21 protein-coding genes are annotated in these 22238 nt (G+C 69.3%); 10 read left to right on the forward strand and 11 right to left on the reverse strand.

The annotated features are described in order from the left end of the window. Window positions 1-175: 175 nt before the first annotated feature. Window positions 176-1993 (reverse strand): DEAD/DEAH box helicase, encoded by a 1818-nt coding sequence (locus tag ASE16_RS04970; protein WP_055891690.1) that lies wholly within the window; start codon window positions 1991-1993, stop codon window positions 176-178. A 115-nt stretch (window positions 1994-2108) separates the two neighbouring features. Between ASE16_RS04970 and ASE16_RS04975 the strand changes: the two genes are divergently transcribed. Further along, on the forward strand, window positions 2109-3353 hold the full coding sequence (locus ASE16_RS04975) for an MFS transporter (protein ID WP_055891693.1): 1245 nt from the start codon (window positions 2109-2111) through the stop codon (window positions 3351-3353). A 10-nt stretch (window positions 3354-3363) separates the two neighbouring features. Here the strand turns inward: ASE16_RS04975 and ASE16_RS04980 are convergent, their stop codons facing one another. Continuing rightward, window positions 3364-5943, reverse strand: a complete 2580-nt coding sequence (locus tag ASE16_RS04980; RefSeq protein ID WP_055891695.1) for an ATP-binding protein — start codon at window positions 5941-5943, stop codon at window positions 3364-3366. A 134-nt stretch (window positions 5944-6077) separates the two neighbouring features. Here ASE16_RS04980 and ASE16_RS04985 point away from each other — a divergent pair, with 134 nt between their 5' ends. From ASE16_RS04985 to ASE16_RS04995, 3 genes are read left to right on the forward strand one after another with little or no spacing between them, the layout of a single operon-like run. Further along, window positions 6078-6878 carry a class I SAM-dependent methyltransferase gene (locus tag ASE16_RS04985; protein WP_055891698.1) on the forward strand — a complete coding sequence of 267 codons (801 nt, stop codon included), beginning with the start codon at window positions 6078-6080 and terminating at the stop codon, window positions 6876-6878. Between the two features lie 59 nt (window positions 6879-6937). Then, entirely contained in the window at window positions 6938-7813 is an 876-nt protein-coding gene (locus ASE16_RS04990) for a class II glutamine amidotransferase (protein WP_055891702.1), read from the forward strand. A gap of 10 nt (window positions 7814-7823) precedes the next feature. Continuing rightward, on the forward strand, window positions 7824-8471 hold the full coding sequence (locus ASE16_RS04995) for a DUF402 domain-containing protein (protein ID WP_055891706.1): 648 nt from the start codon (window positions 7824-7826) through the stop codon (window positions 8469-8471). 33 nt (window positions 8472-8504) lie between these two features. Here the strand turns inward: ASE16_RS04995 and rimK are convergent, their stop codons facing one another. After that, window positions 8505-9695 carry a 30S ribosomal protein S6--L-glutamate ligase gene (gene rimK / locus ASE16_RS05000; RefSeq protein WP_055891709.1) on the reverse strand — a complete coding sequence of 397 codons (1191 nt, stop codon included), beginning with the start codon at window positions 9693-9695 and terminating at the stop codon, window positions 8505-8507. A gap of 18 nt (window positions 9696-9713) precedes the next feature. Here rimK and ASE16_RS05005 point away from each other — a divergent pair, with 18 nt between their 5' ends. Beyond that, complete coding sequence (locus ASE16_RS05005) at window positions 9714-10226, forward strand: ATP-dependent zinc protease (RefSeq protein ID WP_055891712.1); 513 nt, start codon at window positions 9714-9716, stop codon at window positions 10224-10226. A 28-nt stretch (window positions 10227-10254) separates the two neighbouring features. Here the strand turns inward: ASE16_RS05005 and ASE16_RS05010 are convergent, their stop codons facing one another. Beyond that, on the reverse strand, window positions 10255-10896 hold the full coding sequence (locus ASE16_RS05010) for a TetR/AcrR family transcriptional regulator (protein WP_055891714.1): 642 nt from the start codon (window positions 10894-10896) through the stop codon (window positions 10255-10257). 94 nt (window positions 10897-10990) lie between these two features. On the opposite strand from ASE16_RS05010, the gene ASE16_RS05015 reads away from it, so the two are divergent. From ASE16_RS05015 to ASE16_RS05025, 3 genes are all read left to right on the forward strand, one after another. After that, the gene (locus ASE16_RS05015; protein ID WP_414843023.1) at window positions 10991-12730 is read left to right on the forward strand and encodes an MDR family MFS transporter; all 1740 of its coding nucleotides are present in this window, start codon (window positions 10991-10993) and stop codon (window positions 12728-12730) included. A 22-nt stretch (window positions 12731-12752) separates the two neighbouring features. After that, complete coding sequence (locus ASE16_RS05020; protein WP_235500372.1) at window positions 12753-13250, forward strand: MarR family winged helix-turn-helix transcriptional regulator; 498 nt, start codon at window positions 12753-12755, stop codon at window positions 13248-13250. Between the two features lie 99 nt (window positions 13251-13349). Then, on the forward strand, window positions 13350-13727 hold the full coding sequence (locus tag ASE16_RS05025; protein ID WP_055891718.1) for a VOC family protein: 378 nt from the start codon (window positions 13350-13352) through the stop codon (window positions 13725-13727). Between the two features lie 19 nt (window positions 13728-13746). Here the strand turns inward: ASE16_RS05025 and ASE16_RS05030 are convergent, their stop codons facing one another. Genes ASE16_RS05030 through ASE16_RS05045 form a run of 4 tightly spaced genes read right to left on the reverse strand, consistent with a single transcriptional unit; the run spans window position 13747 to window position 16889 of the window. Next, window positions 13747-14937, reverse strand: a complete 1191-nt coding sequence (locus tag ASE16_RS05030; RefSeq protein ID WP_235500373.1) for an OmpA family protein — start codon at window positions 14935-14937, stop codon at window positions 13747-13749. Between the two features lie 55 nt (window positions 14938-14992). Next, on the reverse strand, window positions 14993-15859 hold the full coding sequence (locus ASE16_RS05035) for a hypothetical protein (RefSeq protein ID WP_055891720.1): 867 nt from the start codon (window positions 15857-15859) through the stop codon (window positions 14993-14995). Window positions 15860-15877: 18 nt separating this feature from the next. Further along, window positions 15878-16234, reverse strand: a complete 357-nt coding sequence (locus tag ASE16_RS05040) for a hypothetical protein (RefSeq protein WP_055891722.1) — start codon at window positions 16232-16234, stop codon at window positions 15878-15880. Continuing rightward, the gene (locus tag ASE16_RS05045; protein WP_055891727.1) at window positions 16221-16889 is read right to left on the reverse strand and encodes a hypothetical protein; all 669 of its coding nucleotides are present in this window, start codon (window positions 16887-16889) and stop codon (window positions 16221-16223) included. Before ASE16_RS05045 ends, ASE16_RS05040 begins: the two co-directional genes overlap by 14 nt. Window positions 16890-17046: 157 nt before the next feature. On the opposite strand from ASE16_RS05045, the gene ASE16_RS05050 reads away from it, so the two are divergent. After that, a complete protein-coding gene (locus ASE16_RS05050; RefSeq protein WP_055891730.1) occupies window positions 17047-18660 on the forward strand; it encodes an MFS transporter in 1614 nt (537 codons plus the stop codon). Here the strand turns inward: ASE16_RS05050 and ASE16_RS05055 are convergent. Continuing rightward, the gene (locus ASE16_RS05055) at window positions 18653-19492 is read right to left on the reverse strand and encodes a helix-turn-helix transcriptional regulator (protein ID WP_055891734.1); all 840 of its coding nucleotides are present in this window, start codon (window positions 19490-19492) and stop codon (window positions 18653-18655) included. The genes ASE16_RS05050 and ASE16_RS05055 overlap by 8 nt on opposite strands. A gap of 100 nt (window positions 19493-19592) precedes the next feature. Between ASE16_RS05055 and ASE16_RS05060 the strand changes: the two genes are divergently transcribed. Beyond that, the gene (locus ASE16_RS05060) at window positions 19593-20375 is read left to right on the forward strand and encodes an SDR family oxidoreductase (protein WP_055891739.1); all 783 of its coding nucleotides are present in this window, start codon (window positions 19593-19595) and stop codon (window positions 20373-20375) included. A 30-nt stretch (window positions 20376-20405) separates the two neighbouring features. On the opposite strand, the gene ASE16_RS05065 is transcribed toward ASE16_RS05060, so the two are convergent. Further along, window positions 20406-21512 carry a DNA glycosylase AlkZ-like family protein gene (locus tag ASE16_RS05065; RefSeq protein ID WP_055891742.1) on the reverse strand — a complete coding sequence of 369 codons (1107 nt, stop codon included), beginning with the start codon at window positions 21510-21512 and terminating at the stop codon, window positions 20406-20408. After that, window positions 21512-22087, reverse strand: a complete 576-nt coding sequence (locus ASE16_RS05070) for a hypothetical protein (RefSeq protein ID WP_055891745.1) — start codon at window positions 22085-22087, stop codon at window positions 21512-21514. Before ASE16_RS05070 ends, ASE16_RS05065 begins: the two co-directional genes overlap by 1 nt. Between the last annotated feature and the right edge of the window lie 151 nt (window positions 22088-22238).

Below are 22238 nucleotides of genomic sequence, written 5' to 3' on the forward strand. Positions count from 1 at the left end.
ACTGCAGGGGGGACCCTGTGGGAGAGTAGGACACCGCCGGACTTCTTTTCACGAAATGGCCACCCACCGGGTGGCCATTTCGCATTTAACAACCAACACCACCGTCTGTATGCCGTTTCGGACATGAAGAAAGGGCCACCCGATTCCGGGTGGCCCTTTCTGCGTTCTGTGGCTGCTACTTGTGGCGCGGCTTGCGGGCGGGACGGTCGTCGCGGTCGGCGCGAGGAGCGCGATCGTCGCGGTGCACGGTGCCTCCGCGGCGGTCGGGGCGCAGCTCGATGAGCTTGCCGCCGATGCGGGTGCTCTCCAGGCGCTGCAGGACGTCACCGGGCAGATCGGCCGGCAGCTCCACCAGGGAGAACGCCGGGAGGATCTGGATGGCGCCGAAGTCCTCGCGGCTCAGGCCGCCCTCGTTCGCCAGCGCGCCGACGATCTGACGCGGTTCCACCTTCTGACGGCGGCCGACCTCCAGCCGGTACGACGCCATCGGCTTGCCGCTCGGACGACTGCGGCGCTCCGGACGCTCCGGGCGCCCACCACGGTCTCCGCGGGCGTCGCGGGAGTCCCGCCCGTCGCGGGAGCCACGCTCACGGGAGTCGCGGCCGTCGCGCTCCACGCGACGGGCCAGCTCGTCCTCCGGGGAGAGCAGCAGCGGCTCCTCCCCCTGGGCCACCACGGCGAGGGCGGCGGCCACGTCGGCCTCCGGCACGTCGTGGTGCTCCACGTAGTGGGCGATGATGTCGCGGAAGCGGGTGATCCTGTCTTCCTGGCCGAGCGCATCCGTGATGGCGTCGTCGAAGCGGGCGAGGCGAGTGACGTTGACGTCCTCGACCGTCGGCAGCTGCATCTGGGTGAGCGGCTGGCGGGTGGCCTTCTCGATCGCGCCGAGCAGGCGGCGCTCGCGCGGCGTGACGAAACTGATCGCGGCGCCGCTGCGACCAGCGCGCCCCGTGCGGCCGATGCGGTGCACGTACGACTCTGTGTCGATCGGGATGTCGAAGTTGACCACGTGGCTGATGCGCTCGACGTCCAGGCCGCGGGCGGCGACGTCGGTGGCCACCAGGATGTCGAGCTTGCCCGACTTGAGCTGGTCGACCGTCCGCTCGCGCTGTGCCTGAGCCACGTCTCCGTTGATGGCCGCAGCGGAGTATCCGCGGGCGCGCAGCCGCTCGGCGAGCGTCTCCGTCTCGTTCTTGGTGCGGACGAAGACGATCATGCCCTCGAAGTTCTCGACCTCGAGGATGCGGGTGAGCGCATCCACCTTCTGCGGGTACGAGACCATCAGGTAGCGCTGCGTGGTGTTCGCCGAGGTGGTGGTCTTGTTCTTGACCGTCACTTCCTCAGGATCGTGCAGGTACTTCTTCGAGATGCGGCGGATCTGCGCGGGCATGGTCGCCGAGAACAGGGCGACCTGCTTGTCGTCCGGGGTGTCCGCGAGGATCGTCTCGACGTCCTCCGCGAAGCCCATCTTGAGCATTTCATCCGCCTCGTCGAGCACGAGGTACTTGAGCTCGGAGAGGTCGAGGGTGCCCTTGGCCAGGTGGTCCATGATGCGGCCGGGGGTGCCGACGACGACGTGGACGCCACGGCGGAGCGCGGAGAGCTGGACGCCGTAGCCCTGGCCGCCGTAGATCGGCAGCACGTGCACGCCGCGCAGGTGCGCCGCGTACTTCTCGAACGCCTCGCAGACCTGCAGCGCGAGCTCGCGCGTCGGTGCGAGGACGAGGGCCTGGGGGGTCTTCTGCGAAACGTCGAGCCGCGACAGGATCGGCAGGGCGAACGCTGCCGTCTTGCCCGTGCCCGTCTGTGCGAGGCCGACGACGTCGCGGCCCTCGAGGAGGAGCGGGATGGTCGCGGCCTGGATCGCGGACGGGGTCTCGTAGCCCACGTCCTTCAGTGCCTTCAGCACAGCCCCGTCGAGTCCCAGCTCGGAGAAAGTCGTCGTTTCGCGGGCAGTCTCTGCCTCGTCCTGCGCTGTATCCGGTGCTGTCATGCTTCAACGGTAGTCCCCAGCGGAGCAGACCGCTCGCGCGGGGCTGGCCTGGGACCCCGCGGAGGTCGATGATGGCAGGTGTGAGCATCGTGGATGCACGGAGCGGTCGCCAGCGATGAACCCGGCCTCGCGCAGGGTGCAGCGCATCTACCTGACCCTTCTGCTCGGGAACACCCTTGCCGCATCGTTCATCTGGGGCATCAACACGCTGTTCCTGCTGGACGCAGGGCTGACCAATTTCGAGGCGTTCGCGGCGAACGCGTTCTTCACCGCGGGGATGGTGGTCTTCGAGATCCCGACCGGCGTCGTCGCCGACACCGTGGGGAGGAAGGCGTCCTACCTGCTCGGCACCGTGACGCTGTCGGTGACCACCGCGCTGTACTGGATGCTGTGGCTCTGGCACGCGCCGTTCGTCTGGTGGGCGCTGGTTTCCGTGCTGCTCGGTCTCGGGTTCACCTTCTTCTCCGGCGCCGTCGACGCCTGGTTGGTGGATGCGCTCGCCTCCACCGGGTACACAGGGAGCCTGGAGGCGGTGTTCGGCCGCGGTCTCGTGGTGGAGGGCATCGCGATGTTCGCCGGTTCCGTGCTCGGCGGCGTGATCGCGCAGGCGACGAACCTCGGTGTGCCGTTCCTGCTGAGGGCGGTGGTGCTGGTCGTCATGTTCGTCTTCGCGTTCGTGGTGATGAAGGACCTGGGGTTCACGCCGGACAAGACGATGGGCCCGCTGAAGGCGACGAGGAACGTGCTGGTCCAGTCGATCGACCACGGTCTGCGCAAGCGGTCTGTGCGGTACGTGATCCTGTCGGCGCCTTTCGCCTCCGGGGTCGGCATCTACGCGTTCTATGCGCTGCAGCCGTATCTGCTGCAGCTGTACGGCGACCCGTCCGCATACTCGGTTGCCGGCCTGGCCGCCGCGATCCTCTCGCTGGCGCAGGTGGCAGGCGGGGTGCTCGCCTCGCGCATCCGGGGGCTGTTCGCCAGGAGGACGACGACGGTGATCGGCGCGTCGCTGGCGAGCGTCGTGGTGCTGGTGGTGCTGGGGATCACGAGCCTGTTCTGGCTCGCCGTGGTGTTCCTGGTGGTGTGGGGGTTCGTGTTCGCGGTGGCTGGGCCGGTGCGCCAGGCGTACCTGAACGACATGATCCCGTCCAAGCAGCGCGCGACGGTGCTCTCCTTCGACTCGCTGTTCGGGAGTCTTGGCGGGGTGTTCATCCAGCCGGCGCTCGGACGTGCCGCCGATGTCTGGGGGTACGGGACGTCGCTGGTGATCGGAGCGGCGGTGGAGCTGATCGGCGTGCCGATCCTGTACCTGAGCAGGCGGCAGCGCGATCCGGCGGACACGAACACGGTGCGCACCTGAGCGCGTCGGGTCAGGCGTCCGTGGCGAGGGCCTCGGCGACGGCCTGCTCGACGGTGAGTTCGCGGCCGGCCGCGATCGCCGCATCCAATCGCTCGCCGTCACCCGGGGCGGTGAGGCGGTCGAGATACGCCTGGTGGAACGTGAAGGTCGGGCCGTTGTGCAGGCCGCTGCGTTCCCGCAACGCTCTGGATGCACCGGCGAGCCGCCCCGCGCGAACGACGTCTCCGCCGATGGCCGCGATCGCGACCATGCCTTCGAGGCCGTACGCGAGACCTTCGACGTGGCCGAGCGTGGCCGAGACGGCGACGCTGCGGGCGAAGTCGGTGCGCGCGTCGTCCGTCTCGCCGAGCATGAGCTGCGCCCAGCCCAGGTGGTATGCGGCGATCCGCTCGCCGACGGCGTCGCCCTCGCGCTGGGTGATGGCGAGGCTCGTGGCGAACCTGTCGCGCGCCTCTGGGATGTCCTGCTTCCGAAGCGAGACGCGACCGAGGAGGACGAACGCCATCGACTCGCCCCAGGTGTTCCCACTGGACCGGAACAGCCGGAGGCTCTCCTGCATCACCTCTTCGGCGCGGTCGGGGTCCGGCTTCGCTCCGGTCAGCAGCGCGAGAGCAAGCGAGATGCGCGCGAGACCTTCCCCATCCGGGTCGCCGACGCTGCGGAAGAGGTCGGCGCTCTCCGTGAGCTCGGCGGCGACGCTGCCGTCCGGGTCCTTCCAGAACATGATCGTGCGGGTGAAGTAGAGGGCGATGGCCCTGGTGCGATCGGAGAGCGTGCTCCCTGAGTCGAGGGCCTCGTCCATCCAGGTGCGCACCTCGCCGAGCAGGCCGGACACCCACCAGTAGAGGTAGAGGCTGAACGCGAGGTGGGCTGCGCGATCCCAGTCGCGGGAGCCGAGCAGGAATCGCTCGGCGGCGCGGAGGTTGTCCCGCTCGTCGCCGAGCCGCGTCAGCCACTCGCGTTGCCGCCCGGCTTTGAGGTCGTCCTTCGCACTGTCTCCGAGACCGAGGAAGTACCCGGCGTGTGCGTCGCGGGCGGCATGCAGGGCGCCGGCGTCCCACAGCTGTTCGCGGGCGTACTCGCGCACGATGGCCTGCATGGCGAACCTGGCACGCCCATCCCGATCGTGCTGGCTGACCATGCTGCTGTCGACGAGGGCGGCGAGGTCGCCGAGGACATCCGACGACGGCGCGCGCCCATCGCCGTGGCCGTCGAGCTCTGCGGCTCCGACCGCCTCCGCCGCGTCGAGGGTGAAGCCGCCCTCGAAGACGCCGAGGCGCGCGAGCAGCGTGCGCTGGCTCTCCTCCAGGAGCTGGGTGCTCCACTCGATCGTGCGGCGCAGCGTCTGCTGCCGCTCCGGGAGGTCGCGGGAGCCGCCGACCAGCACCGCGAGGCTCCTGTCCAGCCGGTCGAGCAGGTCGTCGGGGGAGAGCACCCTGATCCGCGCGGCGGCGAGCTCGATGGCGAGCGGCATCCCGTCGACCGCCGCGCACACCCCGGTGACGGCGGCGCGGTTGTCATCGGTGACCTCGAAGTCGGGTTTGACGGCGTGGGCGCGTTCGACGAACAGGTGCAGGGAGGAGTCCTCGGGGAGCGGGCCGACCTCGAAGCTCTGCTCTGCGCTCAGCCGGAGCAGGGCGCGGCTGGTGACCATCATCGACACCCCCGGCGCGGCGGCGAGAAGCGCCGTCAGGGTGGGAGCGGCGGTGAGCACCTGCTCGAAGTTGTCGAGGACCATGAGCAGGTGCCTGTCGTGGAGGGCGGTCTCCAGGTTCTCCATGATCGGGGCGTCACCGGTGTCACGCACCCCGAGCGCCTGCGCGATGGCGGCGGGGACGCGCTCGGGGTCGTGGACGGCGGACAGATCCACGAACACGGCGCCGTCGACGAACGCCGGGGTGACCGCGCGGGCGGCAGCGAGCGCGAGGCGGCTCTTGCCGATGCCGCCGGGACCGGTGAGGGTGACGAGGCGGGCGCCGGCGCTGTAGAGATTGCGGATGGCGGTCAGATCGGCCTCGCGCCCGATGAGGCCGGTGAGCGGTTTCGGCAGACGGACGGGCTCCGCCACCCTGTCGGCGTCGGCAGGCACGTCGACGACGGTGAGCGATCTGCTCTGCTCGAAACGCTCGGCGAGGAGGGTGGCGAGGTCGGCCTCGACCAGGCGGGAGAGCTCTTTGGCCGACTCGAAGTATTTGTACGCCGCCCTGTCGTCGTCCCTGATGCGGTTGAGCAGGTCGGTCAGCTTCGGCTCGCGGTTCTGCGCCGGCGTCTTGACGTAGAGCAGGCGCGGAAGGTCGTCCGGGCAGAGGTTGTACTCGTCTTCGAGGCCGGAGACCTCCTCCTCAGGGGCGACCCAGCCGTAGCGCTCCCAGTAGAGCCCGAGGAAGACATCGCTCTGCTCCAGATAGGCGCGGTACAGGTCGCGCGGCGGATGCGGGCGGGCGCCGAGCTCGAACATCACGGGCGCGAGGTGCAGGCGCTCGATGGCGCTGCGCGCCGCTCGGCGTTCGTCCGCGAGCTCTTGCAGGGTGGAACTGACGAAGATCCGCAGCCGTTGATCCGGCGTGCGGATAACATGAGCGCTCCTCATAACGGCATTCTGTTGCGGCCGACAACAATAGTCCAGTGTTTACGGGCAATCCGGGATGCGCGGGGTGGCCGTGGCGGGCAGGGGAGGCGCACAGTGAACGGGACGACAGGACGACGGGAGACGAGGGCCGGGCGATGAGCGAACCGGGAGGAGACCGGTGGGAGCGCGGCGACGCATACGAGCGGTTCGTCGGTCGGTGGAGCGCGCTCCTAGCGGTGCCGTTCCTGGACGGACTAGGGGTCGCAGACGGGCTGGACTGGCTCGACGTCGGCTGCGGCACGGGGGCACTGACGGAGGCGGTCCTGGAGCGGTGCGCGCCCGCATCCGTCGTCGGGGTGGAGCCATCGGCCGGGTTCCTGAGCGTGGCGGCGGAACGGCTGGGCGGGAGAGCCGAGCTGCTGCGGGGGAGCGCTGACGCGCTGCCGGCGCCGAGCGCATCCCGCGACGCGGTGGTGTTCGGGCTGGTGCTCAACTTCGTGCCGGATGTGCAGGCGGCGCTCGCCGAGGCCGTCCGCGTCGCGCGGCCGGGCGGGACGATCGCGGCGACCGTCTGGGACTACGGCGCTCGGATGGAGTTCCTGCGCATCTTCTGGGATGCGGCGGTCGAGCTCGACCAGGAGGCGGCGGCGCTCGACGAGGCCGTACGCTTCCCGCTCAGCGATCCGCGCGCCCTCCGCCGCGCGTTCGAGACGGCCGGGCTCACCGGGATCGTCGTGCTGGCGATCGAGGTGCCGACCGTGTTCGCCGATTTTGACGACTACTTGCGGCCCTTCCTCGGCGGGCAGGGCCCCGCGCCCTCGTACGTCGCCGGGCTGGACCGTGCGGCGCTGGACCGGCTGCGCGACCACCTGATCGGCCATCTTCCGGTGGCGGACGACGGCACGATCCCGCTCACGGCGGGCGCCTGGGCGATCAGCGCATCCCGGGCCTGGTAGTCGGCGCATCCTGGTGGGATGATGAGCCATACCGATTGCACAGACTTGGAGGTCGTGCGATGTGTAGATGGCTTGCATACTCTGGGGCTCCGATCAATCCATCGACCCTGGTGCTCGACGCGCAGAACTCGATCGTCGCGCAGTCGCTGAACTCGTCGCTCGGGGCGGAGCCGGTCAACGGCGACGGCTTCGGGCTGGGCTGGTATCCGAGCGGAGGCACACGCGAGCAGACGCCTGCGCTGTTCCACAGCACGGAGCCCGCGTGGAACGACGCCAACCTGCGCGAACTGTCCACCGCGATCGAGAGCCCGATGTTCTTCGCGCACGTCCGCGCGGCGACGCACCCACCGATCCAGCAGACCAACTGCCACCCGTTCCGCTTCGAGCACTGGATGTTCATGCACAACGGCGCGATCATCGACTTCCCGAAGATCAAACGAGAGCTGACCTTCGCCGTCGACCCGGAGCTGTATCCGCACATCGAGGGGACGACGGACACCGAGGTGCTGTTCTACCTCGCCCTCACCTACGGGCTCCGCGACGACCCGATCGCGGCAGTGGGCGCCGCCATCCGGAAGATCGAGGAGGTCGGGCACGCCGCCGGCATCCGGTTCCCGATGCAGGGCACGATCGCTGTCGCGGACGGGTCGACGATCTGGGCGTTCCGGTACTCGACGCAGCACCAGACGCGGTCCCTGTTCCACGCGGTGGACATTCCGACGCTGCTGCAGATGTACCCGGACATCGAACGGTTCCGCATCTTCGATCGCAGCGCCCATCTCGTGGTGTCCGAACCGCTGAACGACCTGCCTGGCGTCTTCCTCGAAGTGCCGGAGTCGACCGTCGTGGTGCTCGACGGCACTGGATACCACCACGAGGCGTTCCTCGACGACGCGTGGGTGCCTGCCAGCGGAGTGCCGACGTCACACGGCTAGACTCCTCTGCATGCCGCAGACCACCGCGACCGCGCTCCTCCGCTGGATCTCCGACGACCGCATCAGCAGCGTGTATCAGCACTATGTGATCGAGGACTCCGAACGCTGCATCGCCCTCTGGCAGCCGGCAGGCACGGTCGGACGGGTCGCCGTCGGGGAGCGGGGAGGACCGCGTGGCCGCAACATGGTGCCAGGCGGATGGAGCGGGAGCTACACCGAACACGAGTGGACGGGCGACGGCGTGCTGCGCATCCACGTGCCCGGACAGCCGTGGTCGACGTGGCGCTGGCTCACTGCAGACGGGTGGACGGAGCACGCGTACGTGAACCTCGAGACGCCGTGGACGCGCACCGGCCTCGGGTTCGACACCGCCGACTGGATCCTCGACGTGATCGCCGAGCCGGACGGCAGCCACAGCCTGAAAGACGAGGACGAACTCGCCTGGGCGGCTGAGACGGGCAAGTTCGACGCCGCGAAGCTGGCCGCGGTCGAGGACGCGCGACGCCGCGCGGTCGCTGCCGTCGAGGCGCACGCCTTCCCGCTCGCAGCCGACTGGGACGCCTGGGGCGCGCTTCCCGCCGAACCGCTGCAGCTCGCGGCGGGCTGGGAGATCGTCGCCCCGCAGCCCAGCCGTTCTCCCTCTCCGACGCTGGACTGAGCCGAAGACGCCTGGGCTCGATCGCGTCGGAGCTCAGGATTCGGGCAGAGGTTCCTTGGGGAGCTTGCGCACCTTGTGGCGACGGCGGCGCCGCTCGGGGATCATCGAGCGCATCTCCTCGAGCCTGCCGAAGCAGAGGAGGCGGTCTCCCGCTTCCAGCTCGACGTCGCCGCGCGGGTTCGGGATGACGGTCGCGCCGCGGTGCAGGGTGAGCACGGTGATGTCGCGGTCGCCGAGACCGGAGTCGCGCATCCGCTTGCCGACGAGGTCTGCATTGCCGTGCACGACCAGCTCGGCGACGCCGTAGCCGGTGGAGACACTGAGGCGCTGACGCACGTCGATCTCGGGGAACGCCACCTGGTTGTCGATGAAGTCGATGATCGCGCCGGCCACGTCCAGCCCGGTCGCCGTCTCGATGCCTTCGAGCCCCGGCGAGGAGTTGACCTCCATGACCAGCGGGCCGTCGTTGCCCTCGAGCATGTCGACCCCGGCGACGCGCAGCCCCATGATCTGGGCGGAGCGCACGGCGGCCTGCTCGTACTCCGGCGTCAGCTCGACCGGCTCGACGGAGCCGCCGCGGTGCACGTTGGAGCGGAACTCGTCGCCGTTCGCCCTGCGGCGCATGGCGGCGACGACCCTGTCGCCGACGACCAGTGCCCTGATGTCGCGGCCGCGGCTCTCCGAGATGAAGCTCTGGATGAGGACGTTCTGCTTGGTGGAGTGCAGCGTCTCGATGATCGCCTCGGCGATCTTCACCTCTGGCGCGAGGATGACGCCGATGCCCTGGGTGCCTTCCAGCAGCTTGATGACGACGGGAGCGCCGCCGACCTTCTCGATGGCGAGGCGCACGTCGGCGCGGCTGTGCACGAACGCGGTCGCGGGCATCCCGATGTTGTGCCGGGAGAGGATCTGCGTGGCCCGCAGCTTGTCGCGGGAGTTCGTGATGCCGTTCGCCGTGTTGGGCGTGTACACATCCATCTGCTCGAACTGGCGAACGACGGCCGTGCCGAAGTAGGTGATCGAGTTGCCGATGCGGGGCAGGATCGCGTCGTAGTCGGAGAGCAGCTTGCCCCGGTACTGCAGGTCGGGCTCCTCGCCGGAGAGGTCGATGGCGAACCGCAGCGTATCCAACACCTTGACCCTGTGCCCGCGTTGCAGTGCGGCCGCTCGGAGCCGCTGAGTGGAGTACGCCTGCGGGGCGCGCGAAAGGATCGCGAGTTTCATCGGGGGTGTCCTGCCAAGATGGTGGGTGTGAAAGACGACCTCCATTCAAGCACCATCGTGGGCTGGCGCGAATGGGTGAGCCTGCCCGATGTCGGCGTGCCCTGGATCAAGGCCAAGCTCGACACCGGCGCCCGCAGCTCGGCGCTGCACGCGTTCGACATCGAGGAGCTGCCGGGGGAGGGCACCCCCGATGGAGAAGGCACCGGCGGCGATCGCGTGCGCTTCCGGGTGCGTCCCTGGCAGCGGTCGGAGGACGATGTCGTGACCGTCGAGTGTCCCGTGCACGACAGGCGGACGGTGCGCAGTTCGTCCGGTCACGCGGAGGAGCGCATCGTCGTGCTCATCGACGTGCACCTGTTCGGACGAACGATCACGGCCGAGACCACGCTCAGCAACCGTGACCAGATGGGCTTCCGGATGCTGATCGGGCGCGAGGCGCTGCGCCAGGGCTTCGTGGTCGATCCGGGCCAGTCGTTCCTCGCCGGGCGCGCTCCGCGCCAGGTGCGGCGGAGGAACCGCGGGCGCGAGTAGCCGGTAAGCGGCGGTAGACGCCCGTCGCTCAGACGACCAGCGGAGCGAGCGTCTTCGCGATGGCGGTCGCTCGCGTCGCCACCGTCTCCGAGGTGCCCGTCGCTCCGGTCTCGGCCCACTCGCGGAGGGCGATCCGGATGCTGCCGATGCAGGCGACGACGACGAGCTCGGCCTGAGCTTCGGCAGGGACGGGGCTGTCCGCATCCACCAGCTGTTCGCGGAGCATCAGCTCGGCGATGCAGCCGACGAGGCCGGTGCGCAACTCGTCGAGGCGACGCATCCTGCTCTGGATGAGGCCGGGGTTGCGGGAGGCGATGATCATGCGCGCCTCCTGCAGGTCGGGGTCGGCCGCTGAAGGCAGGCCGCGGACCAGGGTCTCGACGACGCAGGCCACGATGCTGCCCGCATAGGTGCGCGCGAGGTGCTCGCCGACGAGCTGTGCGTCACCCCAGGCGTGACGGAAGCCGAGGAGGGCGTCCTCTTTGCAGTCGAAGTAGTTGAAGAACGTCCGGTGCGAGACGGGGACGGCGGCGCAGATCTCGTCGATGGTGACGTCGTCGATGGGGCGCTCGAGCACGAGGGCGACGGCGGCGCGCTCGAGGCTGGCGCGGGTCTGTGCCTTCTTGCGCTCGCGGAGGCCGGGCTCCGGCGCGGGAGGAAAAGTCTTCATAGTTTGAAATATTGCAGCAATGCAGAAAGTTAGTTGATTTCGGTCATCTAATTATATATGGTTGCTCATCGTCAACCAATTGCGAAGGAAAAACATGTCACGATCTCTCACTCGAGAGGAAGAGGCGCCCGCGGGAGCCATGTCGCACCGGCAGGTGCTCGAAGCGCTGTCCGGCCTGCTGCTCGGGATGTTCGTCTCGATCCTCGCCGGCACCGTCGTCTCGTCGTCGCTGCCGCGCATCATCTCCGAGCTGGGCGGCGACCAGTCCGCCTTCACCTGGGTGGTCACCAGCACACTGCTCGCGACGACCGTCTCCACGCCGATCTGGGGCAAGCTCGCCGACCTGCTCAACCGCAAGCTGCTCATCCAGCTCGCCCTCGGGCTGTTCGTGCTCGGCTCCGCGCTCGCCGGGTTCTCGCAGAACCCGGAGATGCTCATCACGTTCCGCGTCGTCCAGGGCCTCGGCGCCGGCGGTCTGACCGCTCTCAGCCAGATCATCATGGCCGACATCATCAGCCCCCGCGACCGCGGGCGCTACATGGGCCTCTTCGGCGGCATCATGGCCGTCGGCACCATCGGAGGGCCGCTGATCGGCGGTCTCCTCACCGACTCCATCGGCTGGCGCTGGAACTTCTTCGTCGGCGTGCCCGTCGCGATCCTCGCGATCATCCTGCTGCAGCTCACCCTGCGGCTGCCGAAGCGCCCGAAGGGCAAGGTGCGCATCGACTACCTCGGCGCCGTGCTCATCGCCGGCGGCGTCTCGCTGCTGCTCATCTGGGTGAGCATGGCGGGTAGTCAGTTCGAGTGGTGGAGCTGGACGACCGCGTGGATGGTCGGAGGGTCCGTCGTGATGCTGGTCGCCGCCGTCATCACCGAGCTCCTGGTGAAGGAGCCGATCATCCCGCTCACGCTGTTCAAGAACCGCACGTTCACGCTCGCGGTGATCGCATCCATCTCGGTGGGCGTCGCGATGTTCGGAACCTCGGTCTTCCTCAGTCAGTACATGCAGCTCGCCCGCGGCGCGACGCCGACCGAGTCCGGTCTGCTGACGCTGCCGATGATCGGCGGTCTCCTGATCTCCTCGATGGTGGTCGGAAACCTGATCAGCCGCTTCGGCAGGTGGAAGCCGTACATGGTCGTCGGTTCGATCATGCTCACGGTCGGTCTCTACCTGATGAGCACGATCGAGTACGACACGAACTACGTCATCGTCTCCGTCTACATGTTCATCCTCGGCGCCGGCGTCGGCATGGTGATGCAGAACCTGGTGCTGATCGTGCAGAACACGGTCGACCCGTCGCAGCTCGGCGTCGCCAGCTCGTCCGTGGCGTTCTTCCGCAGCCTCGGCGGCACGGTCGGCGTCTCGGTGATGGGAAGCGTCCTCGGCACCAAGGTCGTCTCGATGCTCGCCGACCGTCAGCATGACCTGCAGGCCGCGATCGGCAAGCTCGGAGCTGCGGGCGCCGACGTTGCGAAGTCGCTGCAGAGCGGGACCCTGCCGGAGGTGAACAAGCTGCCTGAGGGTGTGCGCGTCATCATCGAGTCGGTCTACGGCCAGGCGGTCGCCGACATCTTCCTCATCGCGGTGCCGCTGGCGATCGTCACGATCGTCGCGATCCTGTTCCTGCCGAACCTGAAGCTCGGCACGCAGACCGCCATCGAGAAGATGCGAGAGCGTACAGGTCACAGCGGTGCGGAAGAGGCGGAGGAGAGCCTGGTCGAGGTCGCGGAGGCCATGATCGCCGCGCCGGTGACGGGATCGCTCGGCGCCGTGCATCCCGGGCAGGACGAACGACAGGATGCGTCGGCCGTCTCTTCCAAGGAACGGCGTTAGCCGGTCGGTTATGATCGCGGCCATGAGCAACGTGGAACGGGTGGTGGCGCCGGATGGCGCCGCCACCCGCGCGAACGACGAGGCGATCGCCTCCGTCGAGGAGCAGTTCACTCTCCTCTTCAACAGGGTGAGCGTCGGGATGCGCGAGCGCGCCGCCGGCGTGCACCCGGATCTGCAGCCGGTCGGCTTCAAGATCCTCTACTCGCTGGTGCGCAGCGGACCCACCCACTCCGGCTCGCTCGCCGAGAAGCTGTCGACGGACAAGAGCGTTGTCAGCCGCCAGGTGCGCATCCTGGAGGACCTCGGCTTCGTCGAGCGGCGCGTGGACCCCGCCGACCGCAGGGCCAGCTACCTCGTCGCGACGGTCGCGGCCATCGAGAAGGTCAACGAGGTACGGGCGAGCGACCAGCAGCTCCTCTACAGCAACCTGCGCACCTGGGACCGCGGCGACGTCGAGCAGCTCGCCGCGCTTCTCTCGCGGGTGAACACCCCCGGCCGGGCACGCGGCCGCACCCGCTGACCCGTAGCTCGATCGCCTGTAGCTCGATCGCCCGTAGCTCGATCGCCCGTCGCTCGATCGCCCGTAGCTCGATCACTCAGGGCGGTCGTAGCATGGGGGATGGCCAACCCGGTTGTGCACTTCGAGATCATCGGCCCGGACCCTGACGCGCTCCGGGCGTACTACGCGGCGCTGTTCGACTGGGATGCGCCGCCAGGCGCTCCTGTCGCCGCCGAGGTCTCCGACCAGGACGCGTACTCGTTCATCGACGCGCCGGGCGGAGCAGGCATCCCCGGTGGGATCGGCGGCGGCCCAGGCCGGCCGCCTCGCGTGAGCTTCTACGTCGGCGTGCCGGATGTCGAGGCAGCGCTGCGCGACGCGGAGCGGCTCGGCGGCAGGCGCGTCCTGGGGCCGGTGCGGAACGAAGGAACCGGCGTGGTGGTCGGTCAGTTCACCGACCCGGCCGGCAACCTGGTCGGCGTCGCGGGACCGCAGTAGCGGACACTCCGTCTGGCGGTCAGCTGCAGAGGGAGACGCCCGCCGAGGTGAGGATGACAGAACGGTTCTGCTCGGCGAGCGCGTCCGAGTACTTCCCCGACGCGTCGGTCTCGCTCTTCCAGCCGCACCAGTCGTAGCCGACCCCGGCCGTGGTGAGCAGACCCGACGGGACGCCGAGCTGCACGAGCGCGGCCTTGACGGCGTCCGCGCGCTTCAGCGAGAGGGCGGTGTCCGCGGTGTTGCTCGTCGCCTGGTCTTTGGAGGCCGTGCCGGTGATCGTGACCTGCTGGCCGTTCTGCTCGATCGACGGCACGAGTTCGCCGAGGACGCTCTGCGCCTTCGCAGGGTCGGCGAAGGTGGCCGTGTCCTTCGTGAACAGCAGATCGCTGTTGCGGATGACGATGGGATGCGTCCAGTCGGTCTTGGTCTGCACCGCATCCACGGGGACGGCGGAGACCGACGGAAGGCCGGACGCCGCTGCACCGGATGCCGGCTCAGGCAGCAGGGACAGCGTGCCGCCCGCCGCCTTGACGATGGCGGTCCAGATGGCGGCCAGGTTACTGCGCGCCGGGATGGTCAGCGGCTTCTGCGCGCCGGCAACGTCGCCCATCCCCGACCAGTAGACGGTCACGCCCTTGAGGTCGGTGGGGAGCAGCCCCCTGGACTGCAGGTCGCTGACGACCTGCGCAGGGTCGGCGTAGAGCACGCCGCTGGCGGAGAAGTTCAGCGGGTCCGTGGTCTGCAGGCCGCTGCCGACCACGAGCACGCCCATCGGGTTCGAGCCGAGGTTGCGGGCCGCCTGGTCGATCGAGCCGAGGAAGTCGACCTCGGGGGCGGAGGCCTTGAGGCCGTTGATGTACGCGGTGATCTGGGTGAGCTTGGTGCGCTGATCGTTCTGACAGACCACCGCGTCCTGAGCCGTCGAGCCGATCACGGTCGTGCCCATCACCTGCGGGGAGCCAGAGGGGACGACCACCGTGACGCTGCCGTTGCTCTTGCCGACGGCCTCGAGCTGGGCGACGGCGGAGGACGGAAGGCTGGTGACCGGCGCGTTGGCGGTGCTGCCTGCGACGACGCCCATGTTGCGCTTCTGCGACTGGTCGCAGGATGCGCCGGCAGCGGTCGCCGACGCGCACGCGGTGAGGCCGGCGCCCAGGGAGAGAGCGGCCGCGATGGCGACGCAGGCTCTGACGAGGTGTCGGGAGGTCACGGGGTGGTCCTTTCGGGGTGGGGCACAGCGGCGGGAGGGGGCGCGAGCGCAGCCGTCAGTCGGTGAGCCGGCCCGGCTGAGCGCCCTGGCCGAGCTCGGCGTCGCTCGCCCGCCTGGCGCGGAGCTCGCGGATGATCTGGCTGGTGCTCTCAGGGTCGCGCTCGTGCTGGGCGAGGCGGGTGGCGAGCTGCGCGCGGACGACGTCCAGACGGGAGGCGAAGGTGATCCTGGCGCCGGTGTACCTGGCGTGGTCCGCCGCATCCAGGTGCATGGCCTGGATGGTCTCCTCGCGGGCGGCGACCGCCTCGCCGAGCAGCCGGTCGCGGTAGCGGCGCAGCTCGTCGACGTGCGCGTGCGCCTTCTCGCTGGCGAGCAGGAGCGGACGGGTGGTGAGCCAGGCGACGATGAAGCTGATCGCACCGGACGTGGCGAGCACGCCGAGCATCAGGAACGCCATGATCGTGTCGGGGGCCGTCCAGGAGAATCCGGTGGTGGCCGGCGCCGTCGAGCCGCCGACGAGGCCGGTCAAGCCGCCGGCGTTCTGCGCGTCGATGCCCGCCTTGATCCTGGCGATGGTGATCGCGGTGAGCAGCGCGACCCAGACCAGGCTCATCAGCACGGCGGCGATCGACCAGCGGCGGTCCATCACCCTGGCCTGGATGCGCCGCATCACGATCGCGACGACGTGCGGCAGTGTGACCACCGCGAGCGAGATGCCCAGCGTGATCACGTACATCTGCAGCCCGATAGAGCCGTACTGGCTGTCGTTGCGCAACAGCAGCGTCAGCGCCTGGGAGAGCAGGACGTAGTCCACGGTGATCATGCCGAGGAGCAGCAGATAGACGAGCACGTGCGCGAAGCGCGACATGTGCCCGACGCGGGAGCGGATGCGCGGTGGTCTCGCGACGATGTCTCTGGCCATGGTGTCTCTCCTTCCGTCTCAGGCGAAGTTGTGCAGGTCGGGGTCGTGGCCGAGCAGGCGCGCGTCCAGCCGCTCAGCGGCGACTTCGGCGCGTTCGAGCTGACGCTCTGTGCGCTCGATCGAGCCGCGGATCAGCTCCTCGCGCTTCTGCGAGGCGATGACGCGGGCGGCGGCCGCCGCCATGTTGCGGGTGCGCTGGCGCTCGATCTCGGCGACGCCGCCGCGCTCGAACGCCGCGAGCTCGTGCTCGAAGACCTCGAGGGTCTCGACGTCGACGGCGGCGCGCATCCTGCGCAGCCGCCAGAACAGGCGACGACGGAGTCGTGCGGTCTTCGGAACCGTGTAGTCGGCGGGCAGCCGGTCACGCTTGGGCATCGTTTCTCCCCTGCCAGAGTTCGAGCAACCTGGTGTTCTCTTTCGTGGTGAGCCAGTCGGAGCGCTGAAGCACAGGCGCCCTGTCGAGCGTGCGATCCGGGGCGGCGGCGCGATCGGCCGCGAGCTCGCGCCGGTATGCGCCCCAGTAGACGGCGAGCTTCTCGTCCGCGTGGTCGAAGTAGCGGTTGGCGCGCAGCTTCGCGGCGGTGAAACGGGAGTGGATGAGGGCGGACAGCTCGTCGACGCGGCGCTTGCCGCGCGTGATCCGGCGCTCCAGCCTGCGCAGCTCTTCGAAGCCGGGGCCGGATCCGTTCGCGATGAAGTCGCGGTCGTCGAAGGAGATGTCGCCTGTCAACCTGTCGTAGGCGGCGAGGTCGGTGTCGAGCGATCGCGACAGCACCCGGTACTCGGTCAGCTCGCGGTCGATGCGCACGAAGAAGCGCTGCTCCTCGCGCCTGGCGTACGCGGCGGCGTGGGCCTGCATGGCCTGTACGTGCGGCGTGGTGGGCTCGCCATGGTCCCCATCCCGTGCCGCACCCTGAGCGGTCGCTGCCGCATCCAGCCTGGCCTGCTGGGCGAGGCGGCGGCGGGCGAACGGGCCGACGCGGAACGGCCGGCGGTCGGCGCGCGGCGCAGGAAGCGTCCGTGTCGTCATGCGTTTCCCCTCCGTACGGTGAAGCCGACAGTGCGGCGGACCTCGAAGGTTACGCACGCTGGCTGGCAAAGAACTAGGCGAATGTCGTATGCCAGCCGATAGCCGACCATTGCGGCCACGGCCGTGGGGGGAACATACTGACCCCGAGGAGCCGCGCATGAAGAAATGGTCGGTCGTGATCGTGCTGGGCGCTGCCCAGTTCGTGATGGTGCTCGACGGCACCGTGATGAACGTGTCGATCTCGACCGTCGTCGCCGATCTGCACACCACGGTCGCGGCGATGCAGGCGGCGATCACCTTCTACACGCTGACGATGGCGGCGTTCATGCTGCTCGGCGCGAAACTCGGCGACGTCTGGGGGAGGCGCAGGGCGTTCGTCATCGGGGCGTGCGTGTACGCGGTCGGATCGCTGCTGACGGCGCTGAGCCCGAACATCGAGCTCCTGTTCCTCGGCTGGTCGGTGATCGAGGGACTCGGCGCCGTGCTCGTCATCCCCGCCATCGCCGCACTGATCGCCGACAACTACCGCGGCCACGACCGGATCACCGCGTACGCGATCATCGGCGCCGTCTCCGGCGCCGCCGTCGCCGCCGGCCCGCTGATCGGCGGGTACGTCACCACCTATCTCGACTGGCGGTACGTCTTCGTCGCCGAGGTGGTCATCATGGCCGTCGTCGTGATCTTCTCCAGGCTGGTGAGGGACGAGACAGGCAGGACCAAGTCTCGGATCGACATCGCGAGCGTTCTGCTCTCGGCGTTCGGCCTGGTGTTCGTGGTCTACGGGATGCTGCAGAGCAAGACCTGGGGGTGGCTCATCCCCCTGCACTCCCCGGTGGTCGGCGGCGTGCCGATCAACCCGTTCGGCATCTCGCTGACGGCCTGGTTCATCCTCCTCGGCGGGGTGCTCATCGTGCTGTTCGCCCGGAGACAACGGAAGCTGGTCGACGCTGGGCGCTCGCCGCTGGTGCACATCGAGATGTTCTCCATCCGGCAGCTCCGCAGCGGCCTCAGCGTGCTGGGCGCGCAGTACGCCGTGACGGCCGGGCTGTTCTTCATGGTGCCCGTCTATCTGCAGATGACCCTCGGCCTGGATGCGCTGTCCACCGGGCTCAAGATCTTCCCGCTGTCGGTGTCGCTGATCCTGTTCTCCGTGCTCGGCACGATGCTGTCCAGGTTCTGGTCGCCGCGGCGGATCGTGCGGGTGGGCCAGATCATCCTGGTGCTGAGCTCCATCTTGCTGCTCGGCGCGGTCACGCCCGACCTGCGGAGCTGGCTCTTCGGTATCGGGATGTTCCTGGCGGGCGGCGCGCTCGGGCTGCTGGCGTCGCAGCTCGGAAACGTGAACATGTCGAGCGTCGGGGAGAAGCAGACGAGCGAGGTCGGCGGCCTGCAGGGGGTGTTCCAGAATCTCGGCTCATCGCTCGGGACAGCGCTCATCGGCTCGATCCTGATCGGCGCGCTCGCGACCTCGTTCGCCTCCGGCGTCGCGGCGAGCAGCCTGCCGGACAGCGTGCAGTCGACGATCGCTGAGCGGACGAACGGCGGCGTGGAGATCGTGCCGGCCGACAGTGTGCAGAAGATCGGCGAGGACGCCGGACTGTCCACGAGCGACGCCGACACGCTCGAGTCGATCTACCGGGACTCGCAGCTGTCGTCGCTCCGGGTGGCGCTCTTCGGCCTGATCGCGATCTCGCTCGGCTCGCTCGCGTTCTCCCGCGGCATCCCGACCGAGGTGCTCGGCCGCACCCGCGAGGACGAGACCGTCAGCTGAACGCCTGCGTGCCGAGCACGCCGAGCAGTGCGAGCTTCTCCGCACCCTCGGTGCGGGGAGGGGCGGTGAGGACGAGCAGGCACTGGGACTGGTCCTCGGTGAAGAGCACCTGGCAGTCGAGCTCGATCGGGCCGAGCTCCGGATGCACGAGCGTCTTGTGGTCCTCGAACCTGGTGGCCACCTCGTGCCTCTCCCACAGCTCGGCGAACTCCTGGCTCTCCCGCAGGAGGGTCCGCACCAGCTCGCCCGCCTGCGACGCCGCGCCCATCGCCCCGTACGCGACGCGCAGCGACGCGACCTGCGCGCGGCTCTGCCGCTGCCTGTCGTCCTCCGGGTAGTGGCTGCGCTCGGTCTCCGGATGCACGAACCAGCGGTACGACTCGAACCGCTCGATGCCGGTGTATCCGGAGCGGTCGCCGAGCAGCGCGGCGGACAGCCGGTTCTGCACCAGCGTCTCTCCGAGGTTGGAGAGGATCAGCGCAGGGGTGTCGTCGAGGCGGTCGAGCACACGGAGCAGCGCTGGGGCGACGTGCGACGCTCCACTGAGGCGATCGGGCGGGTTGTGGCCGGCGGCGCGGAACAGGTAGTCGCGCTCGTCCCCGCTCAGGCGGAGGGCTCTGGCGAGCGATGCGAGCATCTGCTCGCTCGGCTGCGGACCTCGCTGCTGCTCCAGTCGCGTGTAGTAGTCGGCCGACATGTTCGCCAGCTGCGCCACCTCCTCGCGCCGCAGCCCAGGCGCCCGACGGCGCGCTCCCGAGGCGAGCCCGACGTCGGAGGGCTGGAGTTCCTCGCGGCGTCTGCGGAGGAAGTCGGCGAGGGAGGAGCGGTCCATGCATCCATCATCCGCTGTCGCGGCCCGCGCAACCAGGGATCGCGGGTCCCCCGATGACCGCTCTCTGCCTGGATGCGCGCGGCCGGCAGACACTCGAAGCATGAACATCACAGGAAACACTGTCTTCATTCCCGGCGCGACCAGTGGCATCGGTCTCGCCATCGCCGTCGCGTTGCAGGCGAAGGGCAACGCCGTCATCGTCGGCGGTCGCCGAACCGAACTGCTGGAGCGCATCGCGGCCGAGCACCCCGGCATCCATACGGTGCGGATCGACACGACGGACGCCGGCAGCATCCGCGCGGCGTCCGCCCAGGTGATCGCCGCGCATCCGGAGCTCAACGTGGTTGTCGCAATGGCCGGCATCATGCGCGTCGAGGACTGGACCACCCCGTCGGGGTTCCTCGAGACGGCGGAGGCGACCGTGACCACCAACCTGCTCGGGCCGATCCGGCTGATCGCCGCGTTCGTCGAGCACCTGCAGACCAGGCAGGACGCCGCGATCGTGACGGTCTCGTCCGGGCTTGCCTTCGCGCCGCTCGCCGCGACCCCCAGCTACAACGCGACGAAGGCAGCCATCCACCAGCTGAGCGAGAGCATCCGGCTGCAGCTCGCCGACACCAGCGTGCAGGTCATCGAACTCGTGCCGCCCGCGGTGCGCACCGGACTCCTGCCTGGACAGGAGGAGAGCGAGGTCGCGATGCCGCTCGACGACTTCGTCAGCGAGACGATGACGCTGCTCGAGACCCAGCCGGACGCGCGGGAGATCCTGGTGGAGCGGGTGAAGTTCCTCCGCTACGGGGAGGCGCGCGGTGACTACGACACGGTCGTCGCCGCGCTCAACGCATCCGACCCGCACGGGAAGAAGCCGGCGCAGGTGAGCTAGGACCGTACCGTCCTGCGCGCGTGGCCGGCGTCACGCGCGCTCGACGGCGAGGCCGAGCCAGTCGGCGAGGTCGGCGATCTCCGCGTCGACCGCGCTCCTGGTGGACCGGGTGAACGGCGTGTCCTCGTGCACCGCGGCCACCCGGAGGACTCCCGCCTTCCTGTCAGCCGTCGCGTCGAGCTTGCCGACCAGGGAGTCGCCGTGCAGGATCGGCAGCGCGAAGTAGCCCCAGCGGCGCTTGGCGGCGGGCTTGTACATCTCCAGCAGATACTCGAACTCGAAGACCTCGAGCGTGCGCACCCTGTCGTGGATGAGCCGGTCGAACGGCGAGAGCAGCGCGGTGCGGCCCGTGAACGCGCGGCCGGAGCCGAGCGCATCCAGAGCGGCAGGATCGACCCGCCACAGGCGGGAGCTGCCCTCGATCTCGACCGGCTCTCCCGCATCGCCGACCATCGCGGCGCGCGAGACGCCCTGCGAGCGCAGCCGCGCGGCGTCCCTGATGCCCTTGGCCTCCTCTTCTGGGACGACAGCGATGCCCGACGGGTACACCCTCTCTGCGATGTCCCAGGTGCGCTGCCTGCCGATGCGGCCCGCGGTGGCGATCTCGCCGCGGGCGGACAGGAACTCGAGCATCCTGGTCACGTTCTGGTTGTGGGTCCAGCCCGTCGACTCCCACGGAGCGGCGGCGGTGTCAGGGATGTCGCGCGAGAGGATGGGACCTTCCGCGCTCAGCAGGGCGAGTACATCCAGGCGGAACTGCGCGTTCGCCTCCAGCCAGGCCTGCACGCGGCTGCCGGCCGACGGCCAGCGCGACATGGCGTCGAGGTGCAGCCGGAGAGCAGAGGTCGGCCGCAGCATGGCGATGGGCGGCGTGCTCTCGTCGTCCTGGGCCTTCTGCTCGAACAGGGTGCGGTCGACCTCGACCGCCCGCTGCAGGTGCTCAGGGCGGTACGACGAGCCGATGCGGGTCCACGCGATCAGATCGGCGGCCGGGGCGATGGCGGCAGTGGGGTCGAGTTGCAGCAGAGTGAGCTGTTCGACCAGCGGCAGCAGCTCGGTGGGGCGGTCAGCGTCGAGGCGCTGAGCACGGACGGCGATCCTGCGGGCGTCTGCGCGGCTCAACCGGGGGACAGCCATCAGCCCTGGTGCCCGGCGTCCGACAGCTCGTCCACGATGTGCTGGTATAGGGCGGCGGAGATCAGGCGGCGTCGCAGTGCCGTGGCTGCCACATCCATCGGCCCCCCACCTCCCTGGCCGGACGAGTTCTGGCCGATCGGGATGCCGTCGAGCGGCACAGGGGGGATCTCGCGCAGCCGGGCGACGAGCTCCGCCTCGTCGAGCCGGCCCTGGCCATACGCCTCGAACAACCGACCGGCGTACGCACCAGCATCCCGGAGGGCGGCGACCCTGGCGCCGACCTCGTTGAGATAGCCGAGCTCTCGCCACTGCAGGATGTTGGCGTGCGCCTTCCTGGCGGCGTTCGCGACGGCCGATTTGGCCTGCGCAGGCGGGGTCGACAGCGGGACCCTGGCCCGGAAGGCGGCGAGGGGGAGGTCGCTGAACCGCACGAGAAAGCGGGCCGCATCGTGCTCGACGGAGACGGTGTCAGGGTCGGCGTGCATAGGCGACTGGAGCGCTGACGCCACCGCGTCGTACAGCGCCCTCGCCTTGGCATTCGCGACGCCATTCCTGGAGCCGACGCGACCTTCCATCCCTCAAGGTTAACGCGACGCGGAGCGGTCGGCGCACGCGCCACGGCTTCGCACCGGCTTCTTGGCGGCTTCTCAGAGAGGTCGCGGCGGCGTCGCCGCGCTGCGATGCCGAGGCGTTTTCGGCGGCCACGGGAATATCAAGAACCCCGAA

It is taken from the genome of Leifsonia sp. Root227 (genome assembly GCF_001428745.1).
GTDB lineage: Bacteria > Actinomycetota > Actinomycetes > Actinomycetales > Microbacteriaceae > Leifsonia.

Excerpts from the sequence above, each read along its gene's own strand:
- ASE16_RS05060 (WP_055891739.1), top strand. The coding sequence starts at position 19,593 with ATGAACATCACAGGAAACACTGTCTTCATTCCCGGCGCGACCAGTGGC.
- ASE16_RS04990 (WP_055891702.1), top strand. The coding sequence starts at position 6,938 with ATGTGTAGATGGCTTGCATACTCTGGGGCTCCGATCAATCCATCGACC.
- rimK (WP_055891709.1), bottom strand. The coding sequence starts at position 9,695 with ATGAAACTCGCGATCCTTTCGCGCGCCCCGCAGGCGTACTCCACTCAG.
- ASE16_RS05040 (WP_055891722.1), bottom strand. The coding sequence starts at position 16,234 with ATGCCCAAGCGTGACCGGCTGCCCGCCGACTACACGGTTCCGAAGACC.
- ASE16_RS04985 (WP_055891698.1), top strand. The coding sequence starts at position 6,078 with ATGAGCGAACCGGGAGGAGACCGGTGGGAGCGCGGCGACGCATACGAG.
- ASE16_RS04970 (WP_055891690.1), bottom strand. The coding sequence starts at position 1,993 with ATGACAGCACCGGATACAGCGCAGGACGAGGCAGAGACTGCCCGCGAA.
- ASE16_RS05025 (WP_055891718.1), top strand. The coding sequence starts at position 13,350 with ATGGCCAACCCGGTTGTGCACTTCGAGATCATCGGCCCGGACCCTGAC.
- ASE16_RS05050 (WP_055891730.1), top strand. The coding sequence starts at position 17,047 with ATGAAGAAATGGTCGGTCGTGATCGTGCTGGGCGCTGCCCAGTTCGTG.
- ASE16_RS05055 (WP_055891734.1), bottom strand. The coding sequence starts at position 19,492 with ATGGACCGCTCCTCCCTCGCCGACTTCCTCCGCAGACGCCGCGAGGAA.
- ASE16_RS05010 (WP_055891714.1), bottom strand. The coding sequence starts at position 10,896 with ATGAAGACTTTTCCTCCCGCGCCGGAGCCCGGCCTCCGCGAGCGCAAG.
- ASE16_RS05035 (WP_055891720.1), bottom strand. The coding sequence starts at position 15,859 with ATGGCCAGAGACATCGTCGCGAGACCACCGCGCATCCGCTCCCGCGTC.
- ASE16_RS05020 (WP_235500372.1), top strand. The coding sequence starts at position 12,753 with ATGAGCAACGTGGAACGGGTGGTGGCGCCGGATGGCGCCGCCACCCGC.
- ASE16_RS05005 (WP_055891712.1), top strand. The coding sequence starts at position 9,714 with ATGGTGGGTGTGAAAGACGACCTCCATTCAAGCACCATCGTGGGCTGG.
- ASE16_RS05065 (WP_055891742.1), bottom strand. The coding sequence starts at position 21,512 with ATGGCTGTCCCCCGGTTGAGCCGCGCAGACGCCCGCAGGATCGCCGTC.
- ASE16_RS05015 (WP_414843023.1), top strand. The coding sequence starts at position 10,991 with ATGTCACGATCTCTCACTCGAGAGGAAGAGGCGCCCGCGGGAGCCATG.
- ASE16_RS05045 (WP_055891727.1), bottom strand. The coding sequence starts at position 16,889 with ATGACGACACGGACGCTTCCTGCGCCGCGCGCCGACCGCCGGCCGTTC.
- ASE16_RS04980 (WP_055891695.1), bottom strand. The coding sequence starts at position 5,943 with ATGAGGAGCGCTCATGTTATCCGCACGCCGGATCAACGGCTGCGGATC.
- ASE16_RS05070 (WP_055891745.1), bottom strand. The coding sequence starts at position 22,087 with ATGGAAGGTCGCGTCGGCTCCAGGAATGGCGTCGCGAATGCCAAGGCG.
- ASE16_RS04975 (WP_055891693.1), top strand. The coding sequence starts at position 2,109 with ATGAACCCGGCCTCGCGCAGGGTGCAGCGCATCTACCTGACCCTTCTG.
- ASE16_RS04995 (WP_055891706.1), top strand. The coding sequence starts at position 7,824 with ATGCCGCAGACCACCGCGACCGCGCTCCTCCGCTGGATCTCCGACGAC.